This is a genomic window from Bacillus sp. RO1 (assembly GCF_012524115.1).
Classification (GTDB): Bacteria; Bacillota; Bacilli; order Bacillales; family Bacillaceae_I; genus Sutcliffiella_A.
Genome location: NZ_JAAZWB010000087.1, coordinates 282,455 through 294,795 on the forward strand (window position 1 = coordinate 282,455; position 12,341 = coordinate 294,795).

The 12,341-nt window shown below is 44.6% G+C and carries 15 protein-coding genes, 1 rRNA gene and 1 riboswitch; of the genes, 8 read left to right on the forward strand and 8 right to left on the reverse strand.

The genetic code is table 11. The features are described 5' to 3' along the window. Positions 1-173 precede the first annotated feature (173 nt). The 5 genes from purB to HC179_RS18265 all read right to left on the reverse strand — a co-directional run bounded on the left by purB (position 174) and on the right by HC179_RS18265 (position 4,465). Positions 174-1,466, reverse strand: a complete 1,293-nt coding sequence (purB, locus tag HC179_RS18245; RefSeq protein ID WP_168865609.1) for an adenylosuccinate lyase — start codon at positions 1,464-1,466, stop codon at positions 174-176. After that, entirely contained in the window at positions 1,463-2,617 is a 1,155-nt protein-coding gene (purK, locus tag HC179_RS18250; protein WP_481747979.1) for a 5-(carboxyamino)imidazole ribonucleotide synthase, read from the reverse strand. Before purK ends, purB begins: the two co-directional genes overlap by 4 nt. Further along, entirely contained in the window at positions 2,601-3,089 is a 489-nt protein-coding gene (gene purE / locus HC179_RS18255; protein WP_168865611.1) for a 5-(carboxyamino)imidazole ribonucleotide mutase, read from the reverse strand. Before purE ends, purK begins: the two co-directional genes overlap by 17 nt. 448 nt (positions 3,090-3,537) lie before the next feature. Continuing rightward, positions 3,538-3,638, reverse strand: a riboswitch (purine riboswitch). A gap of 102 nt (positions 3,639-3,740) precedes the next feature. Next, positions 3,741-3,947: an NETI motif-containing protein gene (locus tag HC179_RS18260; protein ID WP_168865612.1), complete on the reverse strand. Its 207-nt coding sequence runs from the start codon at positions 3,945-3,947 to the stop codon at positions 3,741-3,743. Continuing rightward, positions 3,911-4,465, reverse strand: coding sequence for a DUF2179 domain-containing protein (locus HC179_RS18265; RefSeq protein WP_168865648.1), 555 nt, complete (start codon positions 4,463-4,465; stop codon positions 3,911-3,913). Before HC179_RS18265 ends, HC179_RS18260 begins: the two co-directional genes overlap by 37 nt. A 210-nt stretch (positions 4,466-4,675) precedes the next feature. Between HC179_RS18265 and HC179_RS18270 the strand changes: the two genes are divergently transcribed. Beyond that, a complete protein-coding gene (locus HC179_RS18270; protein ID WP_168865613.1) occupies positions 4,676-6,214 on the forward strand; it encodes a glycine betaine uptake BCCT transporter in 1,539 nt (512 codons plus the stop codon). 86 nt (positions 6,215-6,300) lie between these two features. Here the strand turns inward: HC179_RS18270 and HC179_RS18275 are convergent, their stop codons facing one another. Further along, positions 6,301-7,548, reverse strand: coding sequence for an MFS transporter (locus HC179_RS18275; protein ID WP_168865614.1), 1,248 nt, complete (start codon positions 7,546-7,548; stop codon positions 6,301-6,303). A 288-nt stretch (positions 7,549-7,836) separates the two neighbouring features. On the opposite strand from HC179_RS18275, the gene HC179_RS18280 reads away from it, so the two are divergent. The 7 genes from HC179_RS18280 (at position 7,837) to HC179_RS18310 (ending at position 11,487) form a co-directional block, all read left to right on the forward strand. Continuing rightward, on the forward strand, positions 7,837-8,283 hold the full coding sequence (locus tag HC179_RS18280) for an Hsp20/alpha crystallin family protein (RefSeq protein WP_168865615.1): 447 nt from the start codon (positions 7,837-7,839) through the stop codon (positions 8,281-8,283). Positions 8,284-8,525: 242 nt separating this feature from the next. Further along, positions 8,526-9,077 (forward strand): RNA polymerase sigma factor SigY, encoded by a 552-nt coding sequence (sigY, locus tag HC179_RS18285; protein WP_168865616.1) that lies wholly within the window; start codon positions 8,526-8,528, stop codon positions 9,075-9,077. Continuing rightward, the gene (locus HC179_RS18290) at positions 9,055-9,396 is read left to right on the forward strand and encodes a YxlC family protein (protein WP_240948577.1); all 342 of its coding nucleotides are present in this window, start codon (positions 9,055-9,057) and stop codon (positions 9,394-9,396) included. Before sigY ends, HC179_RS18290 begins: the two co-directional genes overlap by 23 nt. Beyond that, the gene (locus tag HC179_RS18295; RefSeq protein ID WP_148989014.1) at positions 9,393-9,614 is read left to right on the forward strand and encodes a transcriptional regulator; all 222 of its coding nucleotides are present in this window, start codon (positions 9,393-9,395) and stop codon (positions 9,612-9,614) included. The genes HC179_RS18290 and HC179_RS18295 overlap by 4 nt, the downstream gene beginning before the upstream one ends. After that, on the forward strand, positions 9,614-9,805 hold the full coding sequence (locus HC179_RS18300; RefSeq protein WP_168865617.1) for a PLD nuclease N-terminal domain-containing protein: 192 nt from the start codon (positions 9,614-9,616) through the stop codon (positions 9,803-9,805). The genes HC179_RS18295 and HC179_RS18300 overlap by 1 nt, the downstream gene beginning before the upstream one ends. 12 nt (positions 9,806-9,817) lie before the next feature. Further along, positions 9,818-10,714 carry an ABC transporter ATP-binding protein gene (locus tag HC179_RS18305; protein WP_168865618.1) on the forward strand — a complete coding sequence of 299 codons (897 nt, stop codon included), beginning with the start codon at positions 9,818-9,820 and terminating at the stop codon, positions 10,712-10,714. Beyond that, complete coding sequence (locus HC179_RS18310; RefSeq protein WP_168865619.1) at positions 10,711-11,487, forward strand: ABC transporter permease; 777 nt, start codon at positions 10,711-10,713, stop codon at positions 11,485-11,487. Before HC179_RS18305 ends, HC179_RS18310 begins: the two co-directional genes overlap by 4 nt. Positions 11,488-11,512: 25 nt before the next feature. Here the strand turns inward: HC179_RS18310 and HC179_RS18315 are convergent, their stop codons facing one another. Both HC179_RS18315 and rrf read right to left on the reverse strand, forming a co-directional pair. Then, entirely contained in the window at positions 11,513-12,049 is a 537-nt protein-coding gene (locus HC179_RS18315) for a P-loop NTPase family protein (RefSeq protein ID WP_168865620.1), read from the reverse strand. A gap of 173 nt (positions 12,050-12,222) precedes the next feature. Further along, positions 12,223-12,339 (reverse strand): 5S ribosomal RNA (gene rrf / locus HC179_RS18320). Positions 12,340-12,341: the final 2 nt, after the last annotated feature.

Consider the following 12,341-nt stretch of genomic DNA (forward strand, 5'->3'; position numbering starts at 1 on the left):
TAGTTGAAATCAAGAGACAACCTAGCTGTTGCTTGGAGCAAAAGGCGTAGACTCCAGCGGGGGAGTAGCGACAATGTTGAGACCCCGCAGGCTTGCCGAGGAGGCTCAAGGTCGCCCCGCGGAAAGCGAAGCCTTTTGCGGAAAGCAATAGCGGTGCTCCACCAATTTATCTTTTATAGCCCTAGTCGGTCGAAAATAGTATCTACATGCTGCAGGTGATAGTTGTAGTCGAAGCAGTCCTCGATCTGTGCCGGCGTTAGACGAGAAGTGATTTTCTCTTCACCTTCCACCAACTCGCGGAAGTGTACTTGCTTTTCCCAAGCTTCCATCGCTTTTGGCTGAACCGTGTCATACGCTTCTTCACGGGACATGCCAGTGTCGATTAACGCAAGCAGTACGCGTTGGGAGTAGATAAGACCCAAAGTGCGGTCCATATTACGCTTCATGTTTTCCGGGAACACCGTCAAGTTTTTGATGATGTTGCCAAAACGGTTCATCATGTAGTTCAAAGCAATCGTGCTGTCAGGTAAAATAATGCGCTCTGCAGAAGAATGCGAGATATCGCGCTCATGCCAAAGTGGCACATTCTCGTAAGCTGTCATCATGTACCCGCGGATCACACGTGCAAGGCCTGTCATGTTTTCCGAACCGATTGGGTTACGTTTGTGTGGCATTGCAGAAGATCCTTTTTGACCTTTTGCGAAGAACTCTTCCACTTCGCGTGTTTCACTCTTTTGTAGTCCGCGAACTTCTACTGCGAACTTTTCAATAGAAGTTGCGATCAACGCTAGTGTGCTTAAGTAATGAGCATGACGGTCACGTTGTAAAGTTTGTGTGGAGATTGGCGCGCGTTGCAGGCCTAACTTTTCACACACATACTCTTCTACAAACGGATTGATATTGGCGTAAGTTCCAACCGCACCGGAGATTTTTCCGAACTCGATGCCTTCTGCGGCTTGCTTGAAACGCTCAAGGTTACGTTTCATTTCCTCGTACCACAGGGCAAGCTTTAAACCAAATGTTGTTGGCTCTGCGTGCACACCGTGTGTACGGCCCATCATGACCGTGTATTTATGCTCTTGCGCTTTTTCTTTTAAAATAGAAACAAAGCGTTCGATGTCAGCAAGTAAGATCTGATTTGCTTGCTTCAACTGGTAGGAAAGTGCTGTGTCGACTACATCTGTGGAAGTTAAGCCGTAATGCACCCACTTTTTCTCGTCTCCAAGTGTTTCAGATACCGCTCTTGTAAAAGCGACCACATCATGACGAGTTTCCGCTTCGATTTCTTTAATGCGCTCAATATCGAAGGATGCTTTTTCGCGAAGTACCTTTACGTCTTCTTTCGGGATATCCCCAAGCTCTGCCCATGCTTCACAAGCTAGGATTTCTACTTCAAGCCAAGCCTGAAATCGGTTTTCTTCTGTCCAAATCGCGCCCATCTCGGGTCTTGTATAACGTTCAATCATGTTAAAATCCTCCGTTCAACTGTGTTCCAAATCTGCCAGGAAGCCTCTTGCTCCAAAGCCTGTTCTATTGTATCAGCTAAAATATTGATATGTCCCATTTTTCGTTTCTCTTTTTTCTCGTGCTTGCCATATAAATGAAGCTTTGCATTTTCATAATGTGGAATGTGTTCAATTGCCGCGTCCACATGCTCCCCTAATAGATTAACCATTACTGCTTGCTTCCATAAGGTCGTTTTGCCAAGAGGCATCCCTGTCACTGCTCTGATGTGCTGCTCGAATTGTGAGGTCTCGCATGCATCCATCGTATAGTGTCCGGAGTTATGCGGTCTTGGTGCCAGTTCATTTATATAGAAGGTACCATCTTCAAGGACAAACATTTCCACTGCCAGAGTCCCGATAAGATTGAAGTGCCTTGCTAATGTCATGGCACTTTGTATGGCGTTCATCTCTAGAATCTGATCTACCCTTGCTGGTGCGATTGTTTTATATAATATATTTTCTCTATGTTCGTTTTCACCGACAGGGAATGCTTTGATTTCGCCTGTTGTGCTTCGTGCTACTACAACCGAGATTTCTTTTACAAAAGGAATCCATTTTTCCAGGACACATTCGCCATGATCTAAAAGTTTTGCAGCCTGTTCGAGAGCTGCTTCGTCCTTCAACACTACCTGCCCTTTGCCGTCATAACCGAAGCGGCATGTTTTCAGCACACTTGGATAACCGATTTTCTGGATGGCTCCATGAAGCTCTGCTTTTGTCGTTACTTCCATAAAAGGTGCAACCTGAAGCCCCGCTGCTTCAATCGCTCTTTTTTCGGTTCCCCGGTGCTGGGTGACTTTCAACACTTCGCTGCCCTGTGGCAAGTAAGCGTTCTCTTCTAGCCAAGTCAATGCTTCGTAATCGATGTTTTCAAATTCATACGTGACGACATCGGATAGCAATGCGAGTTTTTTGATCGCTTCCATATCACTGAATGCTGCGGTGATTTCAATGTCTGCGACCTGTCCGCATGGAGAATCTGGTGTTGGGTCAAGAACTGCGATTTTAAAGCCCATTGCCTTTGCTGATAGGGCCATCATCCTACCGAGCTGTCCGCCGCCGATGATTCCGATGGTTGCTGGTGGTACGATCTGTTTAAACAAGCTGATCACTACTTTCTATCACTTGTTGTTCTGTTGCGTCTCTTCGTGCTTGAAGGCGTTCTGCCGTAATACTGTCATAAACGCCAATCATCTGTGCTGCAAGGAGCCCTGCGTTTGTCGCGCCAGCTTTTCCGATGGCAACTGTAGCAACCGGTACGCCGCCTGGCATCTGGACGATGGATAGCAAGGAGTCCAAGCCGTTAAGCGCTTTGGATTGAACCGGTACGCCGATTACTGGGAGCGTCGTTTTCGCTGCTACCATTCCAGGTAGGTGTGCTGCTCCTCCCGCTCCGGCGATGATGACTTTTAGGCCTCGTTCTCTTGCTTGTTCTGCGTAGGTGAACATGAGGTCTGGTGTGCGGTGTGCGGATACGACTTTCTTTTCGTAAGGTATATGTAGTTCGTCAAGCATGTCACATGCGTGTTTCATTGTTTCCCAATCGGAAGTACTTCCCATGATCACTCCAACTATAGCGTTCATTTTGTTGCCTCCCTTTTTGATTTGAATGGTTGTCTGTTTGACTCCCTGTTTCCTTTCGTTCCAGGTGTTCGCTTTCCGCGGGGCGTGTGCTTGAGCCTCCTCACACCGCTTCAGGGGTCTCAAGCTACCGCTATCTCCCTTAGGAGTCTCACACCTTGCACTTCAGTCAACATGGTGGATTCTATAATACCTAGCTGTTTCTTGGAGCAAAAGGCGAAGACTCCAGCGGGGGAGTAGCGACAATGTTGAGACCCCGCAGGCTTGCCGAGGAGGCTCAAGGTCGCCCCGCGGAAAGCGAAGCCTTTTGCGGAAAGCAACAGCGGCGTTTAACAGAAACTTTTAGAAACAGAAAAGCCCAGATGGACTGTCCCTGTTTTAGGAGGGAAAGCAGTCCATCTGGGCTTTCATTAGCATAGGTAAACAAACTTAGTCGCCATGAAAAACATAGATGGTGTTAACTTCCCCTCATAGTCCGACCAATGTGGCGGTCGGGTAGAGACTTATGGGCCATATTCCCAAAATTATATGAGGTTTCATTATTTGTTTTTAATTCGTTTTCATCTACGTTTATCTTACCGTCAATTTTCGTTAATGTCAATGGAAATCATGAACAATGTGGTTTGTTTGTCGATTAATGTTCGTATTTTGGTGTTATTTTTCGATTAATTTGCCTTCAAATACTATTTTTCTTCCAATTGGTTGCACTTCTTTGTGTCCATTTTTTACTGTCTCTTGAAAAATGGGCTCTTCCATCCGGCGTGAAGGCATGTAGCCTTCCTTTGCCATTCGGTCGAGGCATTCACTGATCGTCTCATTTTCCATTACTTCGAACTTTCGTTTTCTCGGCGTCTTACCCATTCTTTAATTTTCCTTTCCTTTACAGCTTTTACCCAGAAACCACCGTGAATGGTTTTTGGTTCGTAGGCAATGATGAATGCCTTAGGGTCATGCTCTTTAATGGCATGATACAAGCTCACTTCGTATTTTCGAGGCGTTAAAATTTGCATGGCCATTCGGTCGCCTTCAAGCCCATTTGCCTGCCAGTTGGTCACACCATACCCTTTTTCACGCAAAAGCTTTGGCAGATCCTTGTCATACTCCTTCGTAATGACATTTACAGTGGTGTATCCAAGCGCCAGCTTCTCTTCAATTTTCATTCCGACAATGACTCCAACACCATATCCCAGTGCGTAGGCAGCCAAGTTTTGGATTTCATTCAAGTTGTCCAGTACAAGGCCTAAACCGACCACATAAATAACAACCTCTACCATGCTGATTCCCGCAGCCAAGTAACGCTGCCCCTTTAAAGTCAAAATCATTCGTATCGTAAAAAATGATACGTAGACAATATTGATAATGATGATGATTGCTACCATAACTAAACTATTTTCAAGCAAGATACCTGCCTCCCAGATGACAAATCTAGTAACTAATTCTAATGGAACCTGCTATAACCTGTAAACACTTAAGGTAAATTAATTGGACTAAAGACCCAGAAGTGGTAGGATGGTATAGCTGCCGTTTTTGTAACAAATACTTAATTTATGAAAGAAGTGATGTGACATTATAAAAGGAGTGAAAAAATCATGAAGAAAGCAACACCTGTATTTATTGTTTCTATTATAGTTGCTGTCTTATTCATCATTTGGGGCGTGATTCCCGCAAGCATGTTGGGTGACGCCGCTCTAAAGCCTGTAACAGAAGCTGTACAAGGTTTTATTGTAGATAAGTTCGGTTGGTTTTATCTATTGACTGCAACAGGATTTTTGTTATTCAGCATTATTCTTATATTCACTAAATTTGGCCGTATTAAACTCGGAAAAGATACGGATGAACCGGAATACAATTACATAACATGGTTTGCGATGTTATTTAGTGCCGGGATGGGTATCGGATTAGTATTTTGGGGTGCTTCAGAACCGATGTATCATTTTTTCGCCCCACCGACCGGAGAAGGGGAGACTGCTGAAGCGGCCAGGGTAGCAATGCGCTATTCATTTTTCCATTGGGGACTGCATCCTTGGGCCATCTATTCTGTCATCGCGCTTGCATTAGCATATTTCCAGTTTAGAAAAGGCTCACCTGGGGTTATCAGCTCCATCTTACGACCGATTCTGGGAGAACGGGTTGATGGGCACCTAGGGACTTTCATTAACTTTATTGCCGTTTTTGCTACAATCTTTGGGGTTGCTACATCCTTGGGGCTGGGAGCCATCCAAATCAGTGGCGGCCTTGCGAGCGTAACCCCGGCTATCACAAACAATATCACGACTCAACTGATTGTGATTGCAGTGGTGACGGTATTGTTTATGTTGTCGGCACAAACAGGGTTGAACAAGGGAATCAAATACTTGAGTAACCTGAATGTCGTACTCGCGATTTCATTAATGGTGTTCTTGCTGTTCGCAGGTCCAACCAATTTCATTATGGATCTGTTTACTACAACCGTTGGAAGCTACCTTCAAAACCTTCCATCCATGAGCTTCCGTTTGTTCCCGTTTGACGCGGATAATTCATGGGTACAGGATTGGACCATTTTCTACTGGGCATGGTGGATCGCTTGGGCACCATTTGTGGGTACCTTCATCGCCCGCATTTCGCGTGGTCGTACAATTCGTGAGTTCTTACTTGGAGTCTTATTGGTTCCAACTATATTCGGTGGACTATGGTTCTCCGTATTCGGAGGATCTGCGATATTCCTGGAGTATTTTGAAGGGATCCCGGTGTATAGTGTCATTACAGAGTCTGGCATGGAAGTTGCCCTGTTCTCTGTCTTGCAAAACTATCCGCTTGGCATGATAATGTCTGGGCTTGCCATCTTCCTGATCTGCACCTTCTTCATCACTTCAGCAGATTCAGCAACCTTTGTACTTGGCATGCAAACAACCAACGGCAGCCTGCATCCACCAAACTCCATCAAGTTTGTGTGGGGGCTTATCCAATCGGCAGCAGCAGCAATTCTATTATGGACGGGTGGACTCAAAGCACTTCAAACCGCCTCCATCATTGCCGCTTTCCCATTCGCCATCATCATGATTCTCATGGTCTTCTCGCTCATGAAATCATTCAAAGACGAAAAATTCACCAACGTTACGAAGCCGGTGAATGTGGAGAAGAAGGACTAAGCAACATAACTAAGATAAGTAAAACCCCGCCTTTTTTATGAGGCGGGGTTTTTAGCGCTTTAACGGAGTGAGGGTCAGACCCCTCTTTATCTCTTCATCACTTTACCATATAAAATAACTTCCGGAAGCAACAGCATGGCGCTAAGAACTAGCGCTGTGCGAATGTAGTATCTGGTGGCAATGACGCCAACGAATGGTCCACCAAATCCTTGCCCAACCGCGTTGCCTTGGCCCATGATAGATAAAACAGTGGCACGGGATTTGCTTTCTAGTTGTTGGTTCAGCCACGCTTGATACATTGGTGCGCTGATGGATCCAATGATGCCTAACACCCAGAAACAACCAATGGCCAGATAGAAGGATGGTGTTACCGCAAAGAGAACCAGAAAGATAACCTGCCCAATCGTAAAGTAAAACAAACTGTATCTGATTACCTTTGGGTGATTCACATCAAATCTGCGCTGGTACCATTCCATCGCTCCTATGCTAATCAACGTTCCCACAAACTGAATGACACCGAACCAAACAACCACATCCAGTGAACCGATGCTTGGAAAAGTGAATGCTTCCAGCAGATGCGCTTCCCATAGGCGATCAAATCCCTCAGATGTTGCACCGATAAATATCGTCACCACTAACAGCATAATTAGTACCGGCTTGTTTTTGATAAAAGATACACCAGAAATAAACGTGCCGGACATAGCTTTCAACGGATTCACATCAGCATGTTCCACTCTCTCGAAATTCTTTTCCTTCATATAAATGCACAGGAAGATGCCAAGCAAAATGTAAAGCGAACCTCCTGCCAGATAAGGAAGATTTAGTGCAATGCTTGCAAGTGCTACACTAATCATTATCCCGATAAGGCTCGCAATAAGCCGGAGTTGGTTCGTACGGACAAATATTTTCGCAACCGCCTCTTCCCCTACTTCATCCGTCAGCCATGCCTGGTCCGCTCCACTAAGGAACGTCTCTCCGATTCCGCGGATGAACTCTCCAATGAGTAATAGTACAAACGCAGACAACACGCCTGCAACTAACATACTGCCGTTCATGTAAGGAATACTCCCCTCAAAAATAAAGGCAGCCCCTAAGATGAATGTCGCGATAATAATCGATAATCTCCTGCTGTAGGTGTCAGCCACCACTCCAGTTACACTTTCGAACACAATAACCGTCAACTCTATGGCCGTTCCAATCAATATTAGCTGTAAAGGATTCAATCCTAATTCTTCAATATAATAGATCGCATACGTGGTAAACATAATCGAGCTCGCAAGCGAAATAATTATATGCATGGTGTAATACACATTCTTTGTTTCCAATATGTTCATTGTTACCTACTTTCCCAGCAAGCAACAACACGGTTTTAAACGTTAGTCGTCACTTGCTATTACGTTGTTTGTCCCTTTGTGTTTTTGTTAAAAATCCATGTATTGTTTTTTGACATGATTAAACACCTCCATTTTAAAATATACCATGATTTTCCTCATCTGTGTTTAAGAGAAAATCGACAAACAGATTACATACAGACTCAGACTTAGGGTGACTCATAGGCACTTACCCACTTAAAATTGCATATTATATCGGCAAAGAGAAGTAGAAAGGAAGCGTGATTGCCGATGATGCCATTTAATCAATTCAAAAACATGGGAGACTGGCGCAAACAGTGGGACCAATTCTTCGGAGACGAGTTCTGGAACGGGTTTGAGCCATACTTTGAAAACATGCAGACCCAGACCAACCTTTACAAAAAAGAGAACGAGCTGCTCTGCGTTATGTGCCTTCCAGGCCTTGTGAACCCAGAACAGGTACAATTGTTTGTTCGCCCGCAGCAACTTGAAGTAAAAGGGCAAATTAACCTCAACATTCAAGGCTACGAACTCATTGAAGAAGGGATCGCACAAGGCGAATTTCAACGCACCTTCGAACTCCCATTCCCAGTCCGTGACGACAAAGTAGACGCCACCTACGAAAACGGCCTCCTCCTCATCCAACTCCATCGCCACATCATAAGCGACACCAAACGCCAGATCTATGTGAGGGGCGGGGGGAACAAGGAGAAATAAAAAAATAAAAATAAGGGGTCAGACCCCTCTAGGAATTTCCATTCCGACGTCGAATACTATATAAGTTAGCAATTCCACCTTTCCCCCCTTCACCTAGAAGGGGTTTTTTATATGGTTATTAGGTAAGTTTAGTAAGTGAATGGGTATCCTCGAAAAAACATTAAAAATAAAATGAACGGTTTATGAATTCGTAGCGTCTTATGGTTGAACGTACGAAAACCGTTAATAAAGGAGGCATCGATTTGGAGCACGAAGAAGACATTTATCTGATACAAGAGGCAATTACAGGCGACGACGATGCCTTCACGCAGCTATTTCAGAAGCACTATTCTTTTCTTTATAAATACTTGCTCAAACTAACACTGAACGAAGAAACGAGCAACGACTTGGCCCAGGAAACGATGATGAAGTGCTACACCAATCTCGCCTCCTTCAAAGGAGAAGGGAAATTTTCAACCTGGATGATCTCGATTGCCTCAAGGCTCTACATCGATTCCATCCGGAAACGAGAGCGCGAGAAGAAAAAAGCTAACCGGCTCCTGCATGTTCTATCCAGACAGCTCACCTTCCGCTCAAAGTCAAACGGAATGGATTGGAGCGATACGTTCTCAGACTTCAATCAGCTGCCTCCAGAAACAAGAACACCGATTTTACTGAGACATTATTACGGCTACACCTATGAGGAAATTGGCACGATGCTTGGCATCAAAACAGGAACCGTTAAATCAAGAGTCCACAATGGAATTAGTATGCTAAGAAAGGAGTGGGACCATGACGATGAGTCAACAGGATAAGAGAGAAAAGGAACTTCTAACAAAACTTCACAAAGACTGGCAGCAACTAGATGAATTAGGGTCACCTCCCATCCCTACAACTCATCAAATTCAGGAACAACTTCATCTAGCAAGGTCAGCAAAACGTAAAGCCTTCCAAAAGGAGCTCAGTATTTTCATCATCACCGCGCTTATCCTTTTAACAGCCTTTACAGCAGCCTTGCTTCAAGCACCCATGCTATTTATCGTCATTCAAGTGTCAGCATTCGTCCTAGCACCAATCATTTTCTACTTCCTGCAAAAAAATAAAACTAAACAGGAAGGAAGCATCTTGTCATGACGCCAGAAAAACTGGACCAACTATACACCATTCTGCCATGGCTCATTCCTGTTCTACTGACACAAAGCATCCTGCTATTCATTGACGCTAAGAAGAAAGGCAGTTACGCATGGTTCTGGGGAATCTGGGGATTAATTCAATTTCCACTGCCTACCCTGTTCTATCTGCTATTCGTGTTCTACCCACATAACAAGAAACAAAAGAGGAGAGGATTTTAATGGAAAACATCAACTGGTCACTTGCTGCACCACTAATCGTTTTGCAACTTATTTTGATTATCACGGCCTTAATCAGCCTTAGCCGTCAAGAACAAACGAATGGACCGAAATGGGCCTGGGCTCTCATCATACTTTTCATCACTACTATCGGCCCTATCCTTTATTTTGTTATCGGCCGAAAAAACGACTAGGGAGCGACCGGTATGTTACTCAAAATCAATAACTTAACAAAAACATTTAAGCAACACCAAGCCGTCAAAGGTATTTCTTTTCACATAGATAAAGGAAGCTGTGTAGCACTACTCGGTCCAAATGGAGCCGGAAAAACGACGACCCTGCAAATGCTTGCGGGGCTTCTTACACCGTCAGCTGGTACAATCCAAGTTACTCAAAGCAATGGGAAGGACTATCGACACCAAATCGGATTCTTGCCCCAGCACCCTTCCTTTTTTTCCTGGATGACACCAAAAGAATATTTGCAGTTTGCAGGCAACCTTTCACACATCCCAAAGGCTAAACTTAAATCTAAAATTGATGAAACACTCGAATTTGTCAGCTTAAAAGATGTGAAAAACAAACGGATAGGCGGTTTCTCCGGTGGAATGAAACAACGCCTGGGACTTGCGCAAGCCTTATTGCACGACCCGGAGCTCCTCATTCTTGACGAGCCGGTTTCCGCCCTTGACCCAGATGGTAGACGTGATGTCCTAAAGATCCTCACCAAGCTAAAAAACCGCATGACCATCCTATTTTCCACCCATGTCCTACATGATGCAGAACAGGTTTGCGACACCGTCATTATGCTAAAAGACGGCCAAATCAAGTGGGACGGCAGCCTAGCAGCATTAAGGTCCGAACACACCACTTCTGCTGTAAAAATAAAAACAGAAGAGCCACTCACTGGACAATTAGATGGCATCCCAAGCATAAAATCTATCGACTACACAGACACACACACTGCTACCATCTATGTAAACGAAATGACTTACCGCAGCAAGACTTTTTTATCAAAAATACTAGATAACCAGCTCACCCTATCACACTATGAAAAGGTGCAAGATTCCCTGGAAGACGCATATATGAAGGTGATGAACCGATGAAAAACTTCGCCACTCTTTTTATAAAAGAAATGCAAGAAAACATGCGCAACGGAAAATGGATTTGGCTACCTATTGTCATCATGATCATCGGCATATCCCAACCATTAACCAGCTACTATATGCCACAAATCATCGAATCAGCCGGTAACCTGCCAGAAGGTGCTGTCATTGAAATCCCAACTCCCTCTGGAGAAGAGGTTCTGGCCGGCACACTCGGACAATACGGCACCATTGCCACGCTTCTATTTGTGCTAGCTACGATGAGTGCCATATCAAACGAACGCCAAACCGGCACCCTCACTCTTGTCATGGCTCGTCCTGTCCAGCCAATTCAGTACATCCTAAGCAAATGGACAGCACAACTCATCATTGCTCTAACATCCCTGCTACTCAGCTACGTACTAACATGGTACTATACAAATCTACTATTCAACCAAGTAGATTGGGACATTATGCTCGCAAGCCTTGGCGTCTATAGCTTATGGATCGTATTGATTATCTCTGTAACCATTTTTGCAGGAACTTTAATCCGCACCTCAGGAGGCATCGCCGGTGTCAGCGTATCGTTTCTTGCACTGTTGACTGTAACCACAGGACTCTTCACCAAATTTATGGAATGGAGTCCAGCCAAGCTAAGAGAACATGCAACTGCCATTCTTACGCATGGGGAACTTCTTGAAAATGGCCTGCTCGTTATTGCGTCTACACTTTGCCTTTCCCTACTCTTCGTCCTAATGGCAACCTTTAATTTTAAGAGATTTGAACAGTTCTAAAAAAGAGTAGCCATCGGTCCTTATATTAGGAAGCCGAGCTACTCTTTTGTTTTTCTATCTCTTGTAAAAAATATTCAATTGCCCTTTTCCCCTTCAGCCTCACTACAAACTTGTCCTCCTGATAGTAATCCAAACGGGACTTCATCGCTTTTTTCCTTGCGCGGTAAGTCGTGATAATAAACTTAAGGAACCCCCACTCCATCCTCTCCGTACACTCCCCGCCAAGATCAGGACGCTTATTCCCAAGGTTAGTCAGCCATCTCTTTATTACCCTATACAAACAAACCCTTAACGGAAGCTCCAAATAGATGATGGTGTCTGCCTTTTCAGCTCTAATGTCAAAAGTGGCTGTATAGTTCCCCTCAACGATCCAAGAGCTATGATTTATTATCATTTCATGTTGCGATTGCGTAAACTCTTCCATGCTTGCCTGCACCCATCCTGGTTTCCAAAAGTACGCATCCAGATGAAATACTTTTACGTCTAAAGCTTTTCCTAGCCTGCTAGCAAACGTGGATTTCCCTGCTCCTGCCGATACCCCAATGACCATTATACGTTGCATTATTATTTCCCCTCCTTTTATATACGTTCTATGTTTAGAGTATTTAGTATAGAGGAACGCAGTTGGAAAATCTAGGGGGATTGTTTAAAGACTTGTTCCGCCACCATTTTCCACAAAAAGAAAACACAAAAAACCAGCGCCTAATCTAATAAGCACTGGTTTCTTATAAATTTGCCTGGCAACGTCCTACTCTCACAGGGGGAGATCCCCCAACTACCATCGGCGCTGAAGAGCTTAACTTCCGTGTTCGGTATGGGAACGGGTGTGACCTCTTCGCCATCATTACCAGACA